This window comes from Bacillus sp. N5-665, from assembly GCF_022637375.2.
GTDB classification, from domain to species: domain Bacteria; phylum Bacillota; class Bacilli; order Bacillales; family Bacillaceae_G; genus Bacillus_A; species Bacillus_A wiedmannii.
In genome coordinates, this window is record NZ_CP093325.1 from 4236422 (window position 1) to 4261245 (window position 24824).

At 35.9% G+C, this 24824-nt stretch carries 25 protein-coding genes, 1 pseudogene and 1 riboswitch; of the genes and pseudogenes, 11 read left to right on the plus strand and 15 right to left on the minus strand.

Features of this window, described 5'->3' with window-relative positions; translation table 11 throughout:
* Nucleotides 1-2: 2 nt before the first annotated feature.
* The 4 genes from MNO09_RS24345 to phaR all read right to left on the minus strand — a co-directional run bounded on the left by MNO09_RS24345 (nt 3) and on the right by phaR (nt 3839).
* A complete protein-coding gene (locus tag MNO09_RS24345) occupies nt 3-1196 on the minus strand; it encodes an NAD(P)/FAD-dependent oxidoreductase (protein ID WP_000772556.1) in 1194 nt (397 codons plus the stop codon).
* A gap of 94 nt (nt 1197-1290) precedes the next feature.
* Nucleotides 1291-2376 (minus strand): class III poly(R)-hydroxyalkanoic acid synthase subunit PhaC, encoded by a 1086-nt coding sequence (phaC, locus tag MNO09_RS24350; RefSeq protein ID WP_000206842.1) that lies wholly within the window; start codon nt 2374-2376, stop codon nt 1291-1293.
* A gap of 83 nt (nt 2377-2459) precedes the next feature.
* Nucleotides 2460-3203 carry an acetoacetyl-CoA reductase gene (locus MNO09_RS24355; protein WP_000250411.1) on the minus strand — a complete coding sequence of 248 codons (744 nt, stop codon included), beginning with the start codon at nt 3201-3203 and terminating at the stop codon, nt 2460-2462.
* Between the two features lie 153 nt (nt 3204-3356).
* Nucleotides 3357-3839, minus strand: a complete 483-nt coding sequence (gene phaR, locus MNO09_RS24360) for a polyhydroxyalkanoic acid synthase subunit PhaR (RefSeq protein WP_000566955.1) — start codon at nt 3837-3839, stop codon at nt 3357-3359.
* Between the two features lie 198 nt (nt 3840-4037).
* Here phaR and phaQ point away from each other — a divergent pair, with 198 nt between their 5' ends.
* The 7 genes from phaQ (at nt 4038) to MNO09_RS24395 (ending at nt 9512) form a co-directional block, all read left to right on the plus strand.
* Nucleotides 4038-4490, plus strand: coding sequence for a poly-beta-hydroxybutyrate-responsive repressor (gene phaQ, locus MNO09_RS24365; protein ID WP_000903018.1), 453 nt, complete (start codon nt 4038-4040; stop codon nt 4488-4490).
* Nucleotides 4491-4532: 42 nt separating this feature from the next.
* Nucleotides 4533-5057: a polyhydroxyalkanoic acid inclusion protein PhaP gene (phaP, locus tag MNO09_RS24370; RefSeq protein WP_000448584.1), complete on the plus strand. Its 525-nt coding sequence runs from the start codon at nt 4533-4535 to the stop codon at nt 5055-5057.
* Between the two features lie 101 nt (nt 5058-5158).
* Complete coding sequence (locus MNO09_RS24375; protein WP_001067917.1) at nt 5159-5602, plus strand: MaoC family dehydratase; 444 nt, start codon at nt 5159-5161, stop codon at nt 5600-5602.
* A gap of 147 nt (nt 5603-5749) precedes the next feature.
* On the plus strand, nt 5750-5935 hold the full coding sequence (locus tag MNO09_RS24380) for an alpha/beta-type small acid-soluble spore protein (RefSeq protein WP_000241212.1): 186 nt from the start codon (nt 5750-5752) through the stop codon (nt 5933-5935).
* Nucleotides 5936-6049: 114 nt separating this feature from the next.
* The gene (locus MNO09_RS24385; protein WP_088106958.1) at nt 6050-7369 is read left to right on the plus strand and encodes a TrkH family potassium uptake protein; all 1320 of its coding nucleotides are present in this window, start codon (nt 6050-6052) and stop codon (nt 7367-7369) included.
* A 38-nt stretch (nt 7370-7407) separates the two neighbouring features.
* A riboswitch (yybP-ykoY riboswitch) is annotated at nt 7408-7573 on the plus strand.
* Nucleotides 7574-7663: 90 nt separating this feature from the next.
* Complete coding sequence (locus tag MNO09_RS24390; protein ID WP_000383306.1) at nt 7664-8458, plus strand: TerC family protein; 795 nt, start codon at nt 7664-7666, stop codon at nt 8456-8458.
* 202 nt (nt 8459-8660) lie between these two features.
* Nucleotides 8661-9512, plus strand: coding sequence for a formate/nitrite transporter family protein (locus MNO09_RS24395; RefSeq protein ID WP_000893044.1), 852 nt, complete (start codon nt 8661-8663; stop codon nt 9510-9512).
* 27 nt (nt 9513-9539) lie between these two features.
* Here the strand turns inward: MNO09_RS24395 and MNO09_RS24400 are convergent.
* From MNO09_RS24400 to MNO09_RS24440, 9 genes and pseudogenes are all read right to left on the minus strand, one after another.
* Nucleotides 9540-9852: pseudogene (locus MNO09_RS24400) on the minus strand (cyclic-phosphate processing receiver domain-containing protein).
* A gap of 14 nt (nt 9853-9866) precedes the next feature.
* Nucleotides 9867-10589, minus strand: a complete 723-nt coding sequence (locus MNO09_RS24405) for a prepilin peptidase (RefSeq protein WP_000495729.1) — start codon at nt 10587-10589, stop codon at nt 9867-9869.
* Nucleotides 10590-10701: 112 nt separating this feature from the next.
* Nucleotides 10702-11412, minus strand: coding sequence for a LutC/YkgG family protein (locus tag MNO09_RS24410; RefSeq protein WP_088106957.1), 711 nt, complete (start codon nt 11410-11412; stop codon nt 10702-10704).
* A complete protein-coding gene (locus tag MNO09_RS24415; protein WP_000061930.1) occupies nt 11412-12833 on the minus strand; it encodes a LutB/LldF family L-lactate oxidation iron-sulfur protein in 1422 nt (473 codons plus the stop codon). The genes MNO09_RS24410 and MNO09_RS24415 overlap by 1 nt, the downstream gene beginning before the upstream one ends.
* Before the next feature lie 16 nt (nt 12834-12849).
* The gene (gene lutA / locus MNO09_RS24420) at nt 12850-13569 is read right to left on the minus strand and encodes a lactate utilization iron-sulfur protein LutA (RefSeq protein ID WP_000869144.1); all 720 of its coding nucleotides are present in this window, start codon (nt 13567-13569) and stop codon (nt 12850-12852) included.
* Nucleotides 13570-13737: 168 nt separating this feature from the next.
* Complete coding sequence (locus MNO09_RS24425; protein WP_000594434.1) at nt 13738-14394, minus strand: FadR/GntR family transcriptional regulator; 657 nt, start codon at nt 14392-14394, stop codon at nt 13738-13740.
* Nucleotides 14395-14655: 261 nt separating this feature from the next.
* Nucleotides 14656-16056: a sensor histidine kinase gene (locus MNO09_RS24430; protein ID WP_000494801.1), complete on the minus strand. Its 1401-nt coding sequence runs from the start codon at nt 16054-16056 to the stop codon at nt 14656-14658.
* Nucleotides 16057-16059: 3 nt separating this feature from the next.
* Nucleotides 16060-16731, minus strand: coding sequence for a response regulator transcription factor (locus tag MNO09_RS24435; RefSeq protein ID WP_000049878.1), 672 nt, complete (start codon nt 16729-16731; stop codon nt 16060-16062).
* A complete protein-coding gene (locus tag MNO09_RS24440) occupies nt 16724-17698 on the minus strand; it encodes a YncE family protein (RefSeq protein WP_001234161.1) in 975 nt (324 codons plus the stop codon). Before MNO09_RS24440 ends, MNO09_RS24435 begins: the two co-directional genes overlap by 8 nt.
* 136 nt (nt 17699-17834) lie before the next feature.
* On the opposite strand from MNO09_RS24440, the gene MNO09_RS24445 reads away from it, so the two are divergent.
* The 4 genes from MNO09_RS24445 to MNO09_RS24460 all read left to right on the plus strand — a co-directional run bounded on the left by MNO09_RS24445 (nt 17835) and on the right by MNO09_RS24460 (nt 23097).
* Nucleotides 17835-18950, plus strand: a complete 1116-nt coding sequence (locus MNO09_RS24445) for a CdaR family transcriptional regulator (protein WP_000898634.1) — start codon at nt 17835-17837, stop codon at nt 18948-18950.
* 117 nt (nt 18951-19067) lie between these two features.
* Nucleotides 19068-20480, plus strand: coding sequence for a glycolate oxidase subunit GlcD (gene glcD / locus MNO09_RS24450; protein WP_070168561.1), 1413 nt, complete (start codon nt 19068-19070; stop codon nt 20478-20480).
* Entirely contained in the window at nt 20477-21805 is a 1329-nt protein-coding gene (locus MNO09_RS24455) for a (Fe-S)-binding protein (RefSeq protein WP_078182924.1), read from the plus strand. Before glcD ends, MNO09_RS24455 begins: the two co-directional genes overlap by 4 nt.
* Nucleotides 21806-22269: 464 nt before the next feature.
* Nucleotides 22270-23097, plus strand: a complete 828-nt coding sequence (locus MNO09_RS24460; protein WP_000747579.1) for a CAP domain-containing protein — start codon at nt 22270-22272, stop codon at nt 23095-23097.
* 40 nt (nt 23098-23137) lie between these two features.
* Here MNO09_RS24460 and MNO09_RS24465 read toward each other — a convergent pair whose 3' ends face one another.
* Nucleotides 23138-23743 carry a DUF1648 domain-containing protein gene (locus tag MNO09_RS24465; protein WP_000241832.1) on the minus strand — a complete coding sequence of 202 codons (606 nt, stop codon included), beginning with the start codon at nt 23741-23743 and terminating at the stop codon, nt 23138-23140.
* Between the two features lie 91 nt (nt 23744-23834).
* The gene (locus tag MNO09_RS24470; protein ID WP_241950062.1) at nt 23835-24758 is read right to left on the minus strand and encodes an RluA family pseudouridine synthase; all 924 of its coding nucleotides are present in this window, start codon (nt 24756-24758) and stop codon (nt 23835-23837) included.
* Nucleotides 24759-24824: the final 66 nt, after the last annotated feature.

Genomic DNA, 24824 nt, shown 5'->3' on the forward strand with positions numbered 1-24824 from the left:
TTCTATCGATTAAATAAAGAAAAATCTTCACTTTCTTTATTTGTAAATAACTGCTCAAATAATTTGGCAAATACCATTCCATACACAGTTCCATTACCTCCATACGGCAATGCGTAAAATAAATTATGTATCTCTTTGTCTTCTTTTAAAATAGGGAGACCATCATGACTACCGCCAAATGCTGCCGCCCAATAGTACTCTGCCTGTATATTCTTATACTGCGGGAACATCTCTTTTACAATGTTAATAAGGATATCACGCTTATGCAATAATTTCGTATCACCGATTGTTTGAATTTTCATCGCTTCATCTAATCCGCCTACAATAATACGGTTTTGATACGTTCGAAAATATAAGTAAGGCCGTGCTGTTTCCCAAATTAATGATTGTTCATGCCAGCCTTCAAATGAATCTACCTTATTTGTCACCACTGCATATGATGTTTCCACTGTTGTATTTTTTTCTTTCTTTCCGAAAAGTGCTTCATATCCTGTCGCCATAATAATATTCTTTGCTACAATTTGATTTCCTGTTTTCGTGTAACAAATTAAATCATTTTGGCGTTTTTTTATATGTATGGCCTCTGTATGCTCAAGTATAGTAGCTCCCATTTGATTTGCTTTATGCAAAAGGCTATGCGCTAATAAATACGGATTCACTTCGGCATCACCATGCGTATATAACGCTGCTTGTTTTATAAATGAATACTTCTTCTTCATATGTGAATCGGTAAAATATTCAACCGGGAATCCATAATGGCGTAACGTATTATATTCTTCTTGTAAAAACGATACATCCTCATTTCTACTTGCATAATACAAACTACTTCGCGGAATAAACTGGGGATCAATATCGAGAGTCGGTACAACTTGCTCCATTGTTCGTAGCGCTTCGTAACAAAGCTTATATGCTCGTACCCCTTTTTTTTCACCAAATGTATGAATAAGTGAAGTTAATGATTTATCATGAAGAAATTGTAGTAAACCTGTATTAGCAGCTGTGCTACCACAGGCGATTGCTCGTTTTTCAATGAGCGTAACACGCATTCCAATTTTCGCTAACGAATACGCTATATGAGCACCTGCTTCTCCGCTTCCGACTACAAGCACATCACATATCATATCATTTTCTAACGCTGGATAACAAGGTATAGAAACTCCTGTATTCCAAAACAACTTACCAGTCATAAGTTTCATAATTATACTCCTAAAATATAAATTTCTCCTTTCTATCTTTTGTTATTTCCCATAAAAAAATCCAACTAACATACGCTAGTTGGATTTTTTATTTTTAATTAGAACGCTCCTCCAGCCAATTTCCAACCGTCGGATATGTTTGTTTTACCGCTGTTCCACCGTAAACGATCGACATATGTCCCGTTGGTAAACATACATATTGTTTATCTGTGCTAGAAATATGATCTAGCAAAGCTTCTACTTGGCATGGCAGGGCGATATGATCACGTTTCGCAGAAATATTTAAGACATTCGCCTTAATATTTGCAAGGTCTACCTTTTGTCCGCGAATAACGAGTTCACCTTTCACTAATTTATTATTTTGATAAAAATCACGAATCCATTGTCTATACGATTCACCTGGGAATGGAATACCGTCACCAACCCACTTTTGAACTAATTTCCAGCTTTCGACGAAGCGCTCATTTTCTGAACGATCGAGTAAAGCAACATATGGACCTACAAAGTTTGTAATTGGTTTTAACATCTTATTTCCGAAATCAATCATTTCTGGCGGAATATTTCCGAATGTATCAACCGCTTTATCTAAATTGAAGTATTTCTCATCTAATAAAGGACCGTATAATCCTGTTTCGGAGAAATCAAAAGGACTTGTCATAAAGATTAAGTTGCGAATTGGCATGTGCGGATGAAGTGCTGCATAAATAGAAGTTAGCGTTCCACCCATGCAATAACCAAGTAAAGAAATCTCGTCCGATTTCGCAGTTCTCATTACTTTCTTCACTGCTTTTGCAATATAATCAAACACGAAATCATCAAATTTCAAATGACTATCTTCTAAACCAAATGTGCCCCAATCAAGCATATACACATCAAAACCACGATCTACTAAATATTCCACTAAACTATTTCCTGGAGTTAAATCCATAATATACGGTTTATTAATAAGCGCGTATATTAATAGGATTGGAACTCTCTGTGTTTTTTCTTGTTTTGGAATGTAACGATACAGCTTCGTTTTATTCTTCGTCCAAATAACTTCTTTCGGTGTTAAACCAACTTGTGGTTCTGGTTCGCGTAATAAAACTTCGCTCGCTCTTTTCACACGGCGATATGCTTTACGATATTCTTCTGGGTACAACTCCAATTGCTTTTCCCATTCCGTTACGAATGTAGTCATTTTTCTATCTCCTTTTCGGTCGATTTATTTCTAAAAAAAAGAAGTGCATTCCTGCTATGGATATGCACTTTTTTCTTACTTCATTACATGTATAATCCGCCGTTAATGTTTAATTGCTGACCTGTGATATACGCACCGTCACGGCATAGATATACTACACCTTTTGCAATTTCATCAGCTTGACCAAAACGTTTTTTCGGGATTTTCGCAACGATTTTTTGACGCACTTCTTCTGGTACTTCTGCTACCATTTCAGTATCAATAAATCCTGGGCAAATTGCGTTTACAGTTACATTTGTTTTTGCAAGCTCTAATGCTAATGATTTTGTAAATCCTAACATACCTGCTTTTGCTGCAGAGTAGTTTGTTTGTCCAAATCCACCAGCTTGGCCAATAATAGAAGAAATACTAATGATTCTTCCTTCTTCTGCTTCCGATATGTATGGAAGTACCGCGCTTGTTGTATTAAATACACTGCTCAAGTTCACGTCAATTACGCGCTCCCAATCTTCACGATTTAATTTTTTGAATGTACGATCTCTTGTAATACCAGCATTATTAACAAGAATATCAACTTTACCAAAATGATTCACAGCTTCTTCTACAAGTCTGTTTGCATCTTCTACTTTAGAAACATCCGCTTGAACTGCATAAACGTCATGTCCTTCTTTTCCTAATTCATTTACTAAGTTTTCAGCTGCTTCTTTACTGCTGTTATAGTTAATAACTACTTTTGCTCCCTCTTGTGCTAATGCTACTGTAATTGCTTTTCCAATTCCTTTTGCCCCACCTGTTACGATTGCTACTTTGCCATTTAATTGAACCATTTCTTTTCCCCCTTAAATGAATTTGTGAACGATTGTTATGAATCATTTTGGTACTCATATGAATAGAGTCCATATATTAATTATGTTTCGTTGTTTATATATGAAAAAGAGATTCTCCCTTTCCCTTTTGCACGTTATAAACAAACGCTATTATCATTTTTTATTTTCCGGCTTATTCGCAGGTTTTACTTCTTCTTTTGCAGGTACTTGTAGTTTCTCTAGTACTGCATTTTGCTTTTCTAGTAACTCTAAAATTTGATCAACTTTCGTTTCTAGCGTGCGAATATCTTGTTTTACTTTCGTAACATCACGCTTTAATGTAGGAGCTTGTCCTAATGAATCCACTTTCTCTTCTAGAATTTCCTCAATGTTATCAACTTTATTTTCTAAATTGATAACAAGCGTAGCTACTCTAGCGATATCCTCTCTCGTCGGCACATTCACCTGTTCTAAATAATTTTTTGTCGTATCATTTAATGCTTTTTGATAAAACAAATTCAAATCTAGAACGCTGCCCATCCAAGCAGAATATTCTTCTGTTTTAATTGTTTCATTGAGCGCTTTTCCCCAAAATGTTTCGGTTTGTTCATAAGCATTTTTCCATGCTTGCAATGGATCGAATTTTTGATCAATCACTTCGCCTACACTCCCTTTTTTGTTTTTGAAACAATTCAACCTATTCACTATTTTCTAATATTCTGAATAAAACTTCAAGTCTATATTTTATTTTTCTTTATTTTCCAATAAATGTGTTGACATTAAAAACAGATAGGTGTAAATTGCACTTATAAGCAAAAAATTCCATCTAACTGATTCATGAGGTGATGCACAATCATGCTACATAATGAACCAGAACACCCAGAAAGTTTGGAAAAAAACCAAGCGAAACAACCAAACTCCATGCCAAAAAACTTCTTAGTTCCTTTCTTACTTCTCTGTCTAAAAGACTGGAGTCTTCATGGTTACAAACTCATTCAAATGCTAATGGACATCGGCTTTTCTTCTGTTGACCAAGGTAATGTGTATAGAACACTACGCAAATTAGAAAAAGAAAACCTTATTTCTTCTACTTGGGATACAAGCGAAGGCGGGCCAGCGAAACGAATTTATTCTTTAACAGAATATGGAGAGCAATATTTAACAACATGTGCGACTTCTTTTGAACATTATCAAAATATGTTGCGGACGTTTTTTACGTTATACACCAATGCATTCTTTCCATTTTCTACTTCTCCAGAAAAGGATGAAAAGGATTCTTCATCTTCACCTGGTGGTACAGCAGAGTAATCTGCGTTCACAATATGCAAAAAAACATTTGGAGGTCAAACAATGGAAACTAAGCCATACGAATTAGTCGATGCATTTTGGAAAAACTGGTCTCAATCTCTTTCCCTCTTCTCTTCAGCTGGGAAACAATTAGAGCAACTTACTTTAGAAACTTTAAAACAACAACAAGACGCTTTGCATAAATTAACATCAGGAGTAGATGAACTAGAAAAAGAACTACAACAATTCACTGCTCAGTTCAATAACCAATATACAGATTACGTGAAGCAATTAACTGGAAACTCCTTAAATGATCAAATTAACGAGTGGCAAGGAAAATGGAATGAACTTTCTACTCAAATGCACCAACTTACTGTTTCTCCTACGAAAACATCTTTGTCTATTCTTACTCAAACTAGCGGTCAATTTGAAGAAACAACAAAACAATTTATCGAACAACAACAATTACAACGTGACGAGGTTCAAAAACAGTTAGATGTTTTTTTGGGAGAGTTCAAGTCCAAACAACTAGAACTCGCAAAGCAGTTCGAGGAAAACTCAAAAAATTTATTTACTTCCATCAAGTAAGAAAGATGTGGGAGCTAACTGCAGCACAAACAAAACTCTTTCTTCCTCCTACTACATCAAGATGGCTGGCATTTTTCGATATGGAAAAGAAGGAGGCCAAAATGAATCCATTTCAAGAAGCACAAACTGTTCCGGAGCTTCGTTATGATGAGATTCAAGTCGGTGATCAAGCATCCCTTACAAAAACTATTACGGATGAGGACGTTATTAATTTTGCAAAATTGACTGGAGATGTGAATCCTATTCATATTTTAGATTCTTTTGCAAAAACGACAATGTTTAAAGAACGTATTGCTCATGGCATGCTCGTTTCCAGTTTCATTTCGACGATTCTTGGAACGAAACTCCCTGGCAAAAACACGATTTATTTATCTCAAAACGTTTCATTCCGTGCTCCTGTCAAAATTGGTGATACACTTCGCGTTGTGGCAGAAGTCATTAAAAAACGAGACGATAAAAAAATCATTACGTTGCAAACAAACATATATAATCAATCCGGTGATATTGTCGTGGAAGGTACAGCGACAATACTGAAAAAAGAGTAGCAAATTTGCTACTCTTTTTTCTATCCAATAACTTCTAATCACACCGATTACTTCCGCGTATGAGTACGTCGTTTCCACATAAAATAACGTTACCAGTTTAGATAGGTACTTAGCTGAACTGGACTACTTATAAGGATGTGTATCAACATGGTAAAAACAAACAAATTACTAGTTCCAGGTGCAGAACAAGCGCTTGAACAATTTAAATATGAAATCGCACAAGAATTCGGTGTTAGCTTAGGTTCTAATACAGCATCTCGTTCTAACGGTTCAGTTGGCGGTGAAGTAACGAAACGACTTGTTGCTTTAGCTCAACAACAATTACGTGGATAATACTATACCATATGGCTTAGAGGCAGATATTCTCTGCCTCTTTCTATTTTTAACATACATAATCGTGCTTTTTCACATACTAGTAAGAGCAAACTGAAAGGAACGATATGTAACATGAAACGGATTAATATTAGCATGAGTCCTCCCCGTGTTCTTACTTTGTCTTTTATTATGTTATCAATTATCGGTACATGCTTATTAAAGCTACCAATTGCTACAACAACGTCTATTTCATGGCTCGATGCTTTATTTACAACCGTTTCTGCTTGTACGGTTACAGGGCTTGGTGTTGTAGACACAGGAAAAGTATTTACCTTATTTGGCCAATGTGTCATTTTAACGCTTATACAAGTGGGCGGACTTGGCATTATGAGCTTTGCCGTTTTAATTGCGATTATGCTCGGCAGAAAAATTGGTCTTCAAAACCGAATTTTGTTACAACAAGCGTTAAATCAAACGAACATTGGTGGCGTCATTCGTCTTGCCAAAGCATTATTTTTATTCTCTTTTACAGTCGAATGTATCGCTACTTTAATTCTTTCTTTTGAATGGGTACCAAAATACGGGATTGCTAAAGGGGTCTATTATAGCTTTTTTCATTCAATCTCTGCTTTTAACAATGCTGGTTTTTCTGTGTGGAGCGATAATTTAATGTCCCATTCTCATAGCATTCTTGTCAATCTCGTTATTTCTTCCCTCATTATTTTAGGTGGAATTGGTTTTACAGTAATCGTAGATATAAAAAGAAAGAAAAATTTTAAAAACCTTACATTACACTCAAAACTTATGCTCTCTTCTACTCTAATCGTCAATATTATTGCGACTGTTTTTATTTTTATATTCGAGTTCCACAATTCCCTTTCTATGAGAGAATTTACCCCATTTGAAGAAGGAATGGCCGCTTATTTCCAGGCGGTTTCAACTCGTACTGCCGGGTTTAATACAGTTGATATTTCTGTATTATCAAAGCCTTCCCTACTATTAATGATGCTCCTTATGTTTATTGGCGCTGGTAGTGCTTCAACCGGTGGTGGAATTAAGTTAACAACATTTTTAATCATGTTTTTTGGGGTGTTTAAATTTTTACAAGAACAAGATGATATTGTCGTTTTTAAAAAATCTATTAAAGATACTCTCATTGTCAAAGCATTGACCATCACTATTATTTCCATTTCATTTATCTTTTTTGCTATTTTAATTTTAAGTATTACTGAGCGAGTTCCTCTATTGATGAGTGCTTTCGAAGTATTTTCAGCATTTGGGACTGTGGGTCTCAGTATGAATTTCACACCACACTTAACTATGATCGGAAAAGCTATTATCATCTTTATGATGTTTTTTGGGAAAATGGGACCTTTAACATTGGCTTTTTCATTTGCACGTAAAAAGAACCGAAAAATAAAATATCCAAATGAAGATATTTTAACAGGTTGACAACCGTATAAATTATCCATATAATGAGAGTACAATAGCATATCTCCAAAGGGGAGTAGCGTCCAAGAATATTTCTTGGAAACAAAGTCGTCATTACGTAGAACTTAGTTCTTCCGGCTTTGTTGGCATTTTCATTACATATGTCTAGCAAGACCTTTGCCTATTAACGGCAGAGGTCTTTTTTGTATTAATTTCCAAATTCTTCCAAAGTTAATAGGCAGGAGTATGGGGAAACTAAATAGTGGGGAAATTCTTCACTTATTTAGTACTTATAGAAATGAGAGGAGAATGTACATGGATGTATCATTATTATTGGAGTATGGTTGGGTATTACTCATCCTAATTGCACTAGAGGGGATTTTAGCGGCTGATAACGCTCTCGTTCTTGCAATTATGGTAAAACATTTACCAGAAGAAAAACGAAAGAAAGCACTATTTTACGGATTAGCGGGGGCATTTGTTTTCCGTTTCGGATCGTTATTTATGATTTCGTTCCTAGTCGACGTATGGCAAGTGCAAGCAATCGGTGCCATTTATCTTATGTTTATCGCTGGTAATCACTTATTTAAAACGTATGTTAAAAAGAATTCGGATGAAGACACAGAAGAAAAAGAAGCAAAGAAAAAACAAGAGAACTTTTGGTGGACTGTATTTAAAGTTGAGGTTGCTGATATCGCCTTTGCAGTTGATTCAATTTTAGCTGCTGTTGCATTAGCAATGACTTTACCAAAAACAGGCTTAGGTACAATTGGTAGTCTTGATACTGGGCAATTCGTTGTTATCTTTGTAGGTGGACTTATCGGATTAATCATTATGCGATTTGCAGCAACTGCTTTCGTACAAATATTAAAACGTAAACCAGGACTTGAAACCGCAGCATTTTTAATTGTAGGTTGGGTTGGTGTGAAATTAGCAATTTATACATTAGCACACCCTGCATTAAATGTAATTCCGCATTCATTCCCAGAATCTACGCCATGGAAACTTACATTCTGGATTGTATTAGTTGGAATCGCAGTTGGTGGCTGGTTCTTCTCGAAAGAAGTAGAAGTAAAAGTAGAAAAGAATTTAGACGAAAAAGCGCTGTAATTACAGCGCTTTTTCTTTTTCCCTTCCCCCTCTCAATGTCCAGAAAAAATTCCATTATACTATCTTTTGTAAACGTTTTCTTAATCTATGTATGTCCTTTTTGTGAAACATTGCACAAACTTATTGAAACTAAGAACGATTCCATGTACTTTATTCATATAAGGAGTATTTATAGATGATGTACTAAAGGAGCGTATTACTCATGCTAGAACAAGGATTAGATTATGTTGTCAAACTGGCTAAGAGCAAAAAACAAATGCTAGATACAAACCCGATGCAATATTTCATTCGTGCCGCACTTGCGGGTATTTATATCGGTTTTATTATTGTACTATGTTTTAAATTAGGTAACTTTTTTCACATTGCAGATTCACCAGCAACTTATTTAGCTGCTTCTATGTTTTTCGGAATTGCTCTCGTTCTTATTATATATGGCGGTGCTGAATTGTTTACTGGAAACACAATGTACTTCACTGTAGCAACTTTAAGAAAAGAAACAACGATTTCTGATACACTTCGTAACTGGTTCGCTTGTTATGCAGGGAATTTAGCTGGAGCTTTATTCTTTGCCTTACTATTTTATGCAACTGGAATTTTCGAAGCAATTGATCACGGCCATTTCATGAATAAAGTAGTAGAAGGAAAAATGAATACACCTACAATGCAATTATTCTTTAAAGCAATTTTATGTAACTGGCTTGTATGTCTTGCGTGTTTCTTACCTTCTCAAGTTAAAGGTGATACAGCAAAAATTATGATGATGATGCTACTCGTTTTCACATTCTTCTTATCTGGTTACGAGCATAGCATTGCAAACTTATCACTGTTTGCTCTATCTTTAGTTTCACCGCATCCGGAGACAATTTCTTTTGCAGGTGCTATTCATAACTTAATTCCAGTTACAATCGGTAACATTATTGGCGGGTCCGTCTTTGTCGGTATGGTATACCATTACTTAACAAAGAAAGTACCTGACGTGAAACAAGAAGAAACTGAATTAGTAGCAGCTCAACAAGAAGAAATCATTCCGTTACAAGCACATATGAAACATTAAAAACTCCAAAGTTTTACTTTGGAGTTTTTAGCTCCCCACATATTTAACAACAAGGTGCGGATTAATTTCTCCTTCTTCCTTTCCCTTATTAATTCTCTGTTTCATCTTGTGCATACCGATGACATCATTCGTATGAAGGTGAATTTCATTTACATATAAACCCTCTTTACAAAAAGCCTCTAGAAAATCTAATCCATTTCTTTCCCCCCCATCCCATATTAAAATCAAGGGAAAGAATATTCACATCATAATCCCGAACCATGTGCAAAGCACATTCTACTGTAGTGGCGGGCACATACCCGTACGGACAACTTCTTTGATCATCCATATATACATTCATTTTCTATCCCCTCTCTATTTTATATACGTGACCAACATGTAACATATTGCTCCAAGACTAATAAAAGGACCGAACGGAATTTGGCTCCTCATTTTCATACGTTTTAATACTATACCAACTCCAAAGAAACAAAGACTAAAGCAAGATGCTAAAAATAAAATCATAAAAATCCCTTTCAGTCCCACTATAAATCCAAGTAACGAAAGTAATTTTATATCCCCTCCACCAAGCCCTTCTGGATATATCTTTTGCATGCAATATAACAAAATGAATATAACGCCACTACCAACTATACTATCTGTCCAAGTCACTAACGGTACAAAAATACATTCTAAAATGAGTAAACAGGCAAACCAAGCTAAAATACGATTTGGGATTAACATATATATGTAATCTGTAACTGAAATAATAAGAAGTAGCGAAAATAGCGATAAAATGATGATAAGCTCTCGTTCCACCCCAATCATATATACAGTAAGAAAAAATATCATTCCGGTTACAAGTTCAAATACTACGTACAAAATTGAAATTTTCCTCTTACAATTCGTACAACGTCCCCGTTGTATACAAAATGAAATGATTGGGATCAATTCTTTTGGCTTTAGCACATACTTACAATAATGACAATGTGAACGAGGGGTAATGATAGACTCACCTAGCGGCACTCTCATCGCAATTAACATAAAAAAAGAACCAAACACCATCCCCACTAACAATGCATATAAATAAGTGAACATCCCTTCCTCTCCTTTCCAGAAGAACATAGCAAAAAAAGGAGAGAAATTCTACTTCATATTATTTCTATTCTATTAAAAAAGCAGGCCATTTTCTGGCCTGCTTTCCCCTCTTTTATACGATGAAATATACTGCTTTTAATGGTCCGTGTACTCCGACAACAAGATTCATTTCAATATCTGCCGAGTTACTAGGTCCTGTAATAAAGTTAATACAAGATGCTACTGCCTCGCCATTTTCTACACGTGTGTTCATATCCTGAACAGCTTGTGTAATACGAGGCACAAGTGTTTCACGTGGAATAATAGCAAAGTAAACAGTTGGTAAAAAGTGTAAAGAACGACCTTGACCTTTATGACTTTGTACAACAATCGTACCAGATTCAGCTAAAGTATAATCACTAAATGCGATTCCAATATTCGCTCTTTCTGCGATACGCATATTCTCTTCTTTTTTCTCAGGATCCCATACATTCACTTCAACATTTTGCTTTGGAAGCTCTTCTTTAAATAAAGAAGTCAATCCATAAGAATCAAAACGTTCATCTGCCGATAACATAATAGGTCCCCCGCCGTTTTCCACGATTACTTTTTGAATATCTTCACGTAAACGGTCGTTTGTCGTTTCCACTACAGTTGTATGAATGTTTGTACATTGATTTTTAAATACTTCTAACAATTCTTCTTGTAAATAATCTTTTAGCGTTTCTACATTCACATTACTTTTCCATGCTGGGCGCTTTACGCCTTCCGTTTTCCGCTCACGTCCAAGTTCTTTTGCAATATTATCTAGAAAGGACTCACGGTTTTGAATTAATCCTGTCATTATTTGTCCCCGCCTTTCTTATGATCTTTATACCAATCACGGAATCGTTCTTTACTTGGAGCCGGGAATTCACGAATATCTGTCCAGTTTTTAAGTGGCCCAACACCTTTTGATACACGGTTGCCAGATGTAAATGGACTCATTGCTGCTGGCGCCATTTTTGATCCCATTTTATATAAAGCTGCTGAAGATGCACCCATACTAAACATTTTCATTGCTAATTTTTCTGCAAGTGGTGCACGTCCTTCTTGCTCAACAATTACTTGACGATGTTTTAATAATAAATCATGCAATGGTATTTTTACTGGACAAGCTTCTGTACACGCTCCGCATAAACTAGAGGCATATGGAAGCTCTTTGTAATCATCATATCCGCCTAAAAGTGGTGTTAATACCGCACCGATTGGTCCTGAGTATATAGAACCATACGAATGTCCACCAACGTGACGATATACAGGACATACGTTAACACAAGCAGCACAACGAATACATTGCAATACTGAGCGGAATTCAGATCCAAGAATTTGAGAGCGGCCATTATCAACAACAACTAAGTGGAATTCTTCTGGTCCATCTACTTCCTCTTCTTGAATTGGTCCCGCTACAGTTACATAACTTGTTAATTTTTGCCCTACTGCACTACGACATAGTAAACCAACTAAAACATCTAATTCTTCCATTGTCGGAACCATACGTTCCATACCCATTACTGCAATTTGAGTTTTCGGAATCGACATAACAAGATCGGCATTACCTTCGTTCGTTACTAAACAAAGAGAGCCAGTATTTGCAACTGCAAAGTTACAACCTGTCACACCAATTTCTGCATCCATAAATTTCTCACGAAGTTGTTTACGAACAAACTTTGTCATTTCATATGGATCATCAGAATTTTCATAGCCAAGCTTTTCTTTAAATACATCACGAATTTGCGTTCTGTTTTTATGAAGTGCGGGCGCAATAATATGTGAAGGTGGATCGTTATCTACTTGCAAGATATACTCTCCTAAGTCACTTTCTAACACTTCACAACCAATCTCTTCAAGGGCATGATTCATACTAATTTCTTCAGTTACCATTGATTTTGATTTTACAACTTTCTTCGCTTGTTTCTTTTTTGCAACGTCTTGAATATACTTTGCTGCTTCCTCTTTCGTTTTCGCAAAGTACACATGTCCGCCTCTTTTTGATACATTTTCACTTAACTGCATTAAGTAATAATCAAGATTTTCTAACGTATGTTGGCGAATTTGTTCACCTAGTTCACGCCACTCTTCCCAGTTTCCTAATTCGTCCGCTGCTTTTAAGCGATTCGTATATAAGCGCGTTTGCGCAGAAGATACTGCTCCGCGCATAAAAGAATCTTGAATTCCATCGCCAACGCGATCATTAAATTTTTTCTCACTGATTTTCATAGACATAGCTTATGTTCCCCCTTCATGAGCGACTATTTAGTACCTCAGCAATATGCATTACTTTTATTTCTTTTCCTAAACGCTCAATACGTCCGCCAATGTTTAACAAACACCCACAATCTGCACCGATTAAATAATCAGCACCTGTTTCCATTGCACTATCTACCTTTTCATCTACCATTTGCTCAGAAATTGGAGTCATCTTCACTGAAAACGTTCCCCCAAACCCACAACAATTTTGTTCGTTTGGCAGTTCTCTCACAGTTAATCCTTTTACGTTTGATAATAAAATTCCTGGTGCCTCTTTTACTCCAAGCAGGCGTGTCATATGACAAGATTTATGAATAGTTGCTATCCCTGGTAAGCTTGCACCAACATCTGTCACTTTTAAAACATCTACAATAAATTGTGTAAATTCATATGTTTTATCGGCAACCTTTTGTGCACGTTTAGCCCACTTCGGATCATCTTTAAAAACATGCGGATACTCATGAAACATTGTCGCACAAGAACCAGATGGTGTAACGATATATTCTGCATCTTCGAAAGTTTCAATCATATGTTTCATCGCTTCTTTTGCTGCTTCTACATGGCCGCTATTATAAGCAGGCTGACCACAACAAACTTGTGCTTCTGGAAATTCAATTTCACAACCTAAACGCTCCAACACTTCAACTGTTGCTTTGCCGACGTTTGTTTCAAACATATCGACTAAACAAGTAACAAATAAAGTAACTTTCATAATTATTACTCCCCCTTTTTACAACTCCACCAACAAACATATGGTCATCAGATGACTAAGAAAAGAAGAAGTAGGCTCAACCATGGCCTATCCTCTCCCTCTTCTAAAGAAAACGCTTACTTAATCTTCCTCTATTTTATCAAAAAATTTGATTTTTAAAAGATTAAATTACGAATTTATATCGTTTTTACCTGTGACAATATGTTCTACATTTGTTAAATGATCTAGCATTGCTTGCTGCGCTAATTCTACATCTTGCTTTAACACTGCATCATATATAACTTGATGCTCTTCTATAAGTCGTTCTGATGTTGTTTGTTCACCATATAAAATAATGCGTCTTGATTCACCAATCGTTTCAGCAATCATCTCTGAAACGTGATTCATGAGTTCAAGCAAAATGTTGTTATGCGAAGACTCCGCAATTCCCATATGGAACTGAAAATCTGCTTTTTCGCCAGCCTTTTCATCTCCAATGCTCTTTGCCATTTCATCTAACCAATGCTTCATATTTTGCAAATTATCTTCCGTACGTTTTGCCGCAGCTGCTCGAACTGCCCCCACTTCAAGCACCTTTCGTACTTCTAATAAGTTCAAAATATCTTCTTTCTTCATTAATAATTTATTGTTTAATGATTTTGTTAATGAAGAAGAATCGAAATTCTTCACATATGTACCTTCTCCTTGTTTCATCTCAATTAAGCCCATTGCTCTTAGCGCACTTAGCGCTTCACGAACAGCAGATCTACCAACTTGAAACTGCTCAGCTAATTGATGTACAGGAAGTAGTTTGTCACCAGGTTTTAACGTACCATTTTTAATCATTGTTAAAATAGCTTCAGATACTTCTTCGTAAATCTTTTTCGGTTTAATAGATTTGTACTCCAGTTAAATCACCTCAGTATCTTCCAAACAACAATTGAAACGATTTATAAGAACTTTGCATCATAACTATTTTAGAACGAATTGGTAAGAAGTACAAATGTTTTGTTCATAAAATCGTCAAATTTTTAATATTTATTCGATATTAATTTATATGTATTCCTCTATTCGTTTGCACTCATGAAGAAAAGCATGTCCTTCACGTTAGAACATGCTTTCTTCAACTTGTATTTTCAATTTAATACTAACCGTCGTTCCATGCCCTTTTTCACTTTCAATTCGCCACTGTCCATCATGTATATGAACAATTTGTCTAACAATGGCAAGGCCTAAACCTGTTCCACCATGTTGACGACTTCTCGCTTTATCAACGCGGTAAAAACGTTCACCAAGATTTTCTAAATGCTCTGTTTCAATACCGATTCCTGTATCTTTTATGTTTAATTCACAGTAATCATCTATCTGCCTGAGTGTTATCACAATATCCCCATTTTGATTTGTATACCGTATCGCATTATCTAACACGTTATGAAGCACTTGTTGCATACGATCCTCATCAATCATTACAATGATTTCTGGATTTAAATTTGTTGAAATACGAATTTTCTTTTCTATAAACTTAATCTCATACGTATCTAACACATCTTCAATCAGTTGTGAAAAAACGATAGGTTGTTTCTTTAACGGAAAATGTTCACCTTCTAATTGTGCTAAATCTAATAAATCATGAACGAGACGCTGCATACGACCCGCTTCTTTATGAATGAGCTGTGTTACTTTTTCCTGCTGTGGTCCCTTCGCTACACCATCTAAAATAGCTTCACTATATCCTTTTATATAACTAAGCGGTGTTCTTAGTTCATGCGAAACGTTAGCTAAAAATTCCTTACGCTTTACGTCTTCTGTCTCTAAAGAATTTGCCATTTTATTGAATGCTTTTCCTAATCGTCCAATTTCATCTTCGGAAGAAATTGTAATCCGTTCTGAGAAATCTCCCGTAGCCAAATGATTGGCAACTCGTTCCATTTGCGAAAGCGGTCTCGTAATAGCAATAATAATCTTTCTACCAATCCATATTGTCAGTAAAGTCATAGCAAGTGCTAACGGTGCTAAAATAAGGCCCATATCATATATTAAGTCTTTTATACTTTTTAAAGGAATATAAGAATATACAATGCCAACTAACTTTTTATTTTCTAAAACAGGGATGACAACCCCCATAATATTTCGGTCAAAATGTTCCTCATACCCTATCTTTGTCACAGTTTTTCCATCTAATAATGCTTGTCTGTCCCCTTCACTTATAAGAGAATGATGATGCACATCAAAAGGTAAACACGCGCTTAAATCACGCGGATTAGATACGAAAAGAACATCTGAACTAGATATTTGATCAAATGCTCTTACTTTCTCTTCAAAAGTTGCTATTCCTTCACGCTTATCATATTGCGCAGCAAGACGCTTCCCTTCCATTACTAATGAATCTTTTAAATTATCAACGTATAGTTTTTCATACGAGTATAAAGATACAAAATAAAGAAAGGAAACTGTTACACATACTGCACATACTACTGTAAGCCAAAGCTTCTGTACCATCGTAAACATACGTTACACCTCAAATTTATAGCCTACACCCCAAACCGTTTGAATGTAGTTTCCACTTTCTCCAAGCTTCAAACGCATCGTTTTCACGTGCGTATCCACTGTTCTTGTACTTCCGGCATAATCATATCCCCATACCTTTTCCAGCAATTGTTCCCGGCTAAATACTTGTCCCGTATGTTGGCAAAGAAAATAGAGTAAATCAAACTCTTTTACTGTAAGAGAAATTGGCTCACCATCAGCCTCAATCTTCCTACTTTTTTCATTAATAAGGATCGGTCCAAACTGAATCTCCTCTTGTTGCTCTTGCTTTGTATAACGTCTTAACACAGCTTCCATACGAGCAATTAATTCTCCAGGACTAAATGGCTTTACAATATAATCATCTGCTCCCATACGTAAGCCGTTCACCCTATTCCACTCTTCACCTTTTGCTGTTAAAAATATAATTGGTACATCCGACGTTTTTCTAATTTCTTTACAAACTGAAAGTCCATCCATCTCTGGCATCATAATATCTAATACAACGAAATCATAATGATCCGTCTCTAATTTTTTTAGCGCCTCTTTTCCATTTTCAGCTTCTCCCCACTCGTATCCGAAATTATCTAAGTACATTCCAACAAGCTGCCTCATATCACTTTCATCATCTACAACTAGCACCCTATATTTACTCATTGTCCTTCCCTTCCCTCTCTATGAGTTGAAACGGCCCTTTTCCGACTTTAATTGTTTGTTTTATTTTCAAACTCTTCATATCCATGACGCACAATTCATCACTATCATAGCTTGCTACGTATCCTTCTGCTCCGCTCTTCAAAAATGCAAATGGATTCGATCCTACTTCTACAGAAGCCACCTCTTTATACGTGCGAACATCAAACTTTCTAAGCGTATTCGAACCGTGACTTAATGCATATACATTCTTATTATCCTTCGTTATATTCACAGGCATAAACGGAGCATGTAAAGAACGTACCATTTCTCCGCTCTGCAATGAATACACTAATACTTTCTCATTGACTTGATTTCCATCACCATGTCCGCCAATCCATATTTCTTTCCCATCTGGGCTAATTGTCGCTCCCGTTGATGCTGGGGGAATCATAAAGGATTGTATCACTTCTTTTTTCTTTGTATCAATGGTCGTTAGCTTCGTATCATAAAAATTTAATACCGATAACTGGTTATCGTGCTCTACCATCGTTATTGGCCCTTTTCCTGTTGATACACTCCCTGTCTCTTTCCCTTTTATCGTAAAGAACCTTACCTTTTGAGCAGTTTGATCAGCAGCAAATAATTGTTTTTTATCCTCGGATACAATCACATTTACAATGCCTTTTCCAGTTTTATATTTGTCCACTTGCCTTCCTTCTGCTAGTGAATATACATACATGTACTCTAACTGCTTGCCATATACAAGTATGTCCTCACCGTTTGGAAGTAGTGCAACTCCTGCCATTGGTTCATTAAGTTCCCATGTCGTAATTAACTTTTTAGTTTTTTCATCAACAAAACTGATACTACCTTCTTTTATATTCGTTGTTATAATAACACTTTTATCTTTAGCAATCGGTGTATATGAACTTCCTTGACACCCTACTAATAGAAATAAAAAACAGAGAAGAAAAACATACTTTCTCAAAAGATTCCCTCCATCTTCGGATGATTTCGTTATAATTGTAAAATAACAAATAAATGTGTGGAAAGTGTGAAATTTTCCTTTCTTACTGCATTTACATATATAATGTACAACAAATAGAATTTGAGGTGTGCAAATTATGCTTTTTCCTGATTTAGCGAATAAAATTGTACGAGAAGTACGCAGACTAATTAAAGAAAATATTATTATCATTAATATACAAGGTGTTATTATCGCGAGTACAGATGTAGAAAGAATCGGCCAATTTCATGAAGGTGCACTCCGGTGCGCGAAACAAAAGAAAACTGTCATTATTACAAAAGAAGATGAACGACGTTTGCAAGGCGTAAAGGCGGGTATGAACCTCCCCTTACTATTTCATGACGAAGTAATTGGTGTCATTGGAATTACAGGCGAACCTGAAAACATTTCACAATACGGGGAAATATTACGTAAAATGACCGAACTACTCATTCACGAAAACTACTTTTTAGAACAACTAGAACTTGAACACCGTTCTTATGAAGCATTTGTCTTTGATTGGCTTCAAAATACAGACTGGTCTCCAAGCTTTCTCGATCGTGCAAAAACACTTGGTATTGATTTATATAAGAAGAAACAACTTATTTTGTTCTCTATCGATCAAAATGACACGATGCTTCAGCGTAAGATTTGGCAACACATACGCAATCTATTAACAAAGGAGCATCTATTTGTTCGTTGGGGAAATGATCGATTCATTTTATTTACAGCCACAAACTCCAAAGAGCAAACGTATCAATTTTTAAAAAGATTAAAACAAGACTGTGAAACTTTGTTTTCTATTCCTTTATATATTGGGATTGGACAATCCGTTACACCAAGCAATATGAACTTATCATACGAACAAGCATTACAAGCTCTTTCCGTATCAATTGAAACGAAAAAAATTATATTTAATGAAGATTTACGTTTAGAAATGTGCTTACAAGATATTTCTGCTGAAACGCGGGAACAGTTTCTAAGGCGTACGATCGAAAACTTACTATCATCTCCTGAGCTTATGCACACTTTACGCTTATTTATTGATTATAACCAATCCTATAAACAAACAGCTGAACAATTACATATACACATTAACACATTGCATTACAGACTTAAAAAGATTGAGGAGCATACAGGGCTTGACCCGAAACAATTCAAAGACTTAAACATTTTATACTTCTCGCTCCTCATATTAGATAATCATACAAAAAAGAATGATAAAAAAGATTAATCTTTAGATGATTATACATAGAAAGAATCCCCCAACTTTTTTATCATTATAATGAAAGCACTGTTACAACGTTTTTTATGATGACTAAATACGTTAACAGTTTGAGGGGGATTTCCAATGTTAGAAAAGCAAATTATTCATTCATTCGTATCCATTGTTGGCAAAGATAATGTAGATACATCCAATATGGGGCGTTTAACGTATAGTTATGATGCCACTCCAAACTTCCAAGCAATGCCTGATGCAGTCATTGCTCCTCGTAATACAAATGAAGTAGCTGAAGTGTTAAAAATATGTAACACTCACAAAATCCCTGTATATGTCCGCGGTTCTGGAACAAACCTTTGCGCGGGGACATGTCCACTTGAAGGCGGTATCGTCCTTATCTTCCGCCATATGAATAACATTTTAGAAATTGATGAAGAGAATTTAACAATTACTGTACAAGCTGGTGTAATTACACTTGATATTATTAAAGCGGTAGAAGAAAAAGGTTTATTTTATCCACCAGATCCAAGCTCGATGAAAATTTCTACAATCGGCGGTAACATTAATGAAAACTCAGGTGGATTACGCGGATTAAAATATGGCGTAACACGTGATTATGTGATGGGTCTTGAACTTGTCTTACCAAATGGCGATATTATTCGTACTGGCGGTAAATTAGCAAAAGATGTAGCTGGTTACGATTTAACTCGTTTATTTATCGGTTCTGAAGGCACACTTGGCGTCGTAACAGAAGCTATATTAAAACTTATTCCTATGCCCGAAACGAAGAAAACGATGCTTGCACTATATGAAGATATTAATGAAGCTGCACGTGCTGTTTCTTCTATTATTGCAAATAAAATCATTCCAGCGACACTTGAGTTTTTAGACCAGCCGACAATTGAAGTAGTAGAAGAGTTTGCACAAATCGGTTTACCAACTGATGTAAAAGCAATTTTATTAATCGAACAAGATGGTCCGCCTGAAGTTGTCAATCGAGATATTGAAAAAATGGCTAACGTTTGCCGCTCTATGAATGCAGTCGATGTTCGCATTGCAAAAGATGAAGCGGAAGCAGATGCGCTTCGGACAGCTCGCCGTAGTGCACTATCAGCACTTGCAAGATTAAAACCTACTACAATATTAGAAGATGCAACGGTACCACGCTCACAAATAGCTCCGATGGTTGAAGCTATTAATGCGATTGCAAAAAAATATAATATTCCTATTTGTACGTTTGGGCATGCTGGCGACGGCAACCTACACCCAACTTGTATGACAGATGCTCGTAATGAAGAAGAAATGCACCGAGCTGAACAAGCTTTTGCTGAAATATTTGCGAAAGCAATTGAACTTGGTGGCACAATTACTGGTGAACATGGTGTTGGTGCGATGAAAGCTCCTTATTTAGAAATGAAATTAGGTAAAGAAGGTATTGCTGCCATGCAAGGAATTAAACAAGCCTTCGATCCAAATAACATTATGAACCCTGGCAAGATGTTCGCGAAAGACACTCGCAAAAGAGTGGTGGTTGAACGATGACAACATTAAATAAAGAAAACATTCAAAAAGAATTTAAAGAAAGATTAAGTGAAGATGAACTACTAAACTGTATGCGATGCGGTTTCTGTTTACCTACTTGTCCTACTTACATTCAATCTGGATATAAAGAATCACATTCACCACGAGGACGTATCGCAATAATGAAAGCAGTCGTTGACGGTTTAATCGAACCAGATGAAGATGTTGAAAATACATTGAATGTTTGCCTTGGCTGCCGTGCTTGTGAACCTGTTTGTCCATCAGGTGTAAATTACGGACATTTATTAGAAGAAGCTCGTGATATTATAAATCAAAACAAAAAGTTCTCGGTGCCAGTGAGAGCCGTTCGTAAAGTCGTTTTTGAAGGGCTCTTCCCGCATCAAAATCGAATGAGAACATTAACAGGGTTAATCGGATTTTACCAACGTTCCGGTTTACAAACACTAACACATAAAATGGGTATTATGAAGTTATTCCCTGAAACACTTGCAACGATGGATCTCGTTTTACCAAAAGTCCCTAAAATGAAAGCAATGAAAGATCGTCCTGAATTTTTACCTGCTGAAAGTACAAAAAAGAAACAAGTTGCATTCTTCACAGGCTGTTTAATGGATACGATGTTTTTAGAAACAAATAACGCAACGATGAAACTTCTTCAGTTAGCTGGTTGTGATATCGTTATTCCGAAAACACAAAGTTGCTGCGGTGCATTACATGGGCATGCTGGTGAGAAAAGTGGAGCAAAAGAATTAGCGAAACGCAATATAAAAGCATTCGAAGATTTAAATATCAACTATATTATTACGAATGCTGGTGGTTGCGGAGCTTACCTCGTAGACTACGATTATCTTTTAAAAGATGATCCACAGTGGGCAGAACGTGCAAAGCAGTTTGTTTCTAAAATTAAAGATATTACCGCTATTCTAGTAGAACTAGATTTCCATAAACGAAATGACTTACGACTCACACCGCAAATTATTACGTATCAAGACTCTTGTCATTTACGCAATGTTATGCGAACATCTTCAGAACCTCGTATGTTACTAGAAGCAATTCAAGGCGCAACATACCGTGAAATGAAAGATGCGGATCGCTGCTGTGGTTCTGCTGGTATTTACAATATTGTTCATTCAGAACTATCCATGGAATTTCTAGATTATAAAATGGACCGTGTACATGAAACAGAAGCAGCAACTATTGTTACTGCAAATCCAGGTTGTCTACTACAAATGAAATTAGGCATCGAACGAGAAGGACTTTCTCATAAAATGAGAGGAATTCACATTGTAGATTTATTATTAGAAGCAATTGAAACCAACTCGTAATAACTCGTAACATACGTAATAATAGAAAAACGGCTATCTCCTTCGTCTATGTAAAGAGATAGCCGCTTTTTTGTCCGCTACAAGATTAAGAATATGTTACTTTATTATAAAAAAGAACAACAGAAACATTACAGTTTTGTAAAAATCAATCCAGTATATTCCTCAAAAAAACGCTCAAATCATTGATACAATAGGATTCTTCATTTTCAATATAGGTACATTTATCCAAAAACCCCCTCTTAAAACGAAGTATAAAAATGCTGAAAATTCCTTTTATACTCTATGTTTCTCTTATTTTTTCCCTTTTCTTCACTTAGGATAAATTAGGTAATTTTAAAGTCTATGAATTTTTTTCCATCTTTTTTCTCGCAAATTGTATGCTACGATGAATTTGTCAGTCAGACAGGCTGTCAAAACAAATCGTGTGAAAACAAATTAAAACTTTATATAGGGGGACACACATCATGAAAAAGCGTGTTTTATTATCTGTAGCTGCTGCAACAGCTCTTACTTTAGGAGTATCATCTTTAGATGCACAAGCTGCAACTGTACAACCATCTAACATAAAGGTTCAAAATATTCAGCATTCAAAAGTGATGATGAAGCAAATGAGCCAACAAGAATTACAAGCATTCTTACAATCTATGGGCGTTGAGTCATTAGCACAATGGCAACAAGGAAATTTCCAACCAAACTGCTTCATTCCTGGTCAACAACCAACTGAAAATGTTGTAACTGAGCAACCAACAGCTAAGCCAGAAACTCAAAAGCCCGCTGAGCAAAAACCAGTTGAGCAAAAGCCTGCTGAAGAAGTTCAAAAACCAGAAGCTCAAAAACCAGCTGAAAACAACAATACTCAAAAACCTGCTGAACAAAAACCTGCTGAGCAAAAGCCTACTGAAGAAGCAAAATCTTTAAGCGAATTCGAACAACGTGTTGTTGAATTAACAAACGCTGAACGTGCAAAACAAGGCTTACCAGCACTAAAAATCGATACTGAATTAAGCAAAGTAGCACGTGTTAAATCTGAAGATATGCAGAAGAATAACTACTTTGATCATAACAGCCCTACATATGGGTCTCCATTTGACATGATGAAGAAATTTGGTATTTCTTATACATCTGCAGGTGAAAACATCGCTCAAGGCCAACGTACACCTGAAGAAGTAGTACAAGCTTGGATGAACAGTGCTGGACACCGTGCAAACATCTTAAATAACGGCTTCACCCACATCGGTGTTGGCTATGTAGAAAGCGGCAACTACTGGACACAACAATTTATTACGAAGTAAATAGATTAAAAGAGTCTTCTCATAATGAGAAGACTCTTTTTTACGTTTCATAACTTTCTATTATGTATGAGTACAATATGTAGAACATAAACAAAATAGAGCCACAACTTATTACACTAAGTAACACATAAAATCCCCATTTCAAGTTCAAAAACAAGGAAAACAATATACTACATGCCATCACTTGAAAAATCCGCCTACTCACTAAACGAATTTTTTGTAATTTGACTGGGTCCTTTTCCGTACTCTTAACTTTTTTAAATCCTTTACTAAGCATAAAAAGAAACATACTAATTCCAATTGTTAGTCCTGTCTGAAAGGATATCATGCTTCCAAAATTAATAAAGAGAATGAGCATATGGATAAACAACATAAATAAAGTAATCGTCTTTAGAAATCCACTTATAATGACATACTCGCCTTCATTAAGCTTATATACATAATGTGAAATAATATACACGAATCCATGTAAAAAAATAATAAGACAAGGAATAAATGCTATAACAACTTGTTTACTCATAAACTCGTTTGGCTCACCCTTTTCATTCCAATGTACTGCCATAAGGTTTGGTAAGTATGGATAGAGGCATAGAGTAACTAAAAGACAAGCGAAAAATATTCCTAGTATATATTTATATTTGACCAAGTGATTCTCACCTCTCTTTTCTCTTAACGGCTTCGCTTCTTTTAGAGAAATTCCTGCAAGAATCTACTTTTCTCAAATTTAAACTTACACTTTATGCATTCATTCTTTGAAATTCTTTCATTGTATTATTTAATTTTATTGGAAATGGTACATCCACTTCGATCTCTTCTTTCGTAATTGGATGCAAGAAATGAATCTTCATCGCATGTAATGCTTGCCTGGACATATATTTCGTTTGTCCACCGTATAATACATCTCCAACTAATGGATTACCATGATAGCTCATATGAACACGAATTTGATGTGTTCTACCTGTTTCTAATTGTAACGTTACGAACGTAGCATTTTGTTTTTTAAAATACTTCTCTACTTTATAATATGTGATTGCTTGGTCCCCCTTTGGAGAAACACGTCGTCTCGTCGCATGATGGCGATCTCTTCCAATAGCTGCGTCAATTGTTCCTTGCTTACCTTTTACTTTCCCTTCCACAAGCGCCGCATATGTTCTTTTAATTTTTCGTTCCATTAATAAACAATCCATAATTGCACCAGCAATTCTATGCTTAGCAAACACGACACCACCTGTCGTATCTTTATCTAACCGATGAATATGACGAACCTTCGTCTCTAAACCTTGCATTTGAAAATGAAAAGCAACAAGGTTTGCAAGTGTTCCCGTTCCACCTTTTTCCGCAGGATGCGTATCCATCTTCTCAGGCTTATTTACGATGAGTACGTGATCGTCTTCATATACTACATCTAATTCACCATATTCAGGCTCTACATCGTATTCTTCTTCCATAAACATATGCACTTGTAACTTATCGCCTTCTTTTAAAAGCTCATTCCATCTTCTCTGTTCTCCGTTAACGGTAATACCTTTTTCCATACGAAGCTGATGTAACAACTTTTTCGGTATTTCCCATTCTATTTTTAATAACGAATCAATACTTATGCCATTCCATTTCGCTGGAACAGTAATTTCGCACCATTCGCCCTTCTTCTTCGTTTCCATACTGTATCACCTTATTTCTATTGATTCTCTCATTGTAACGGAAAACACAATTTGATGCACCGTCAA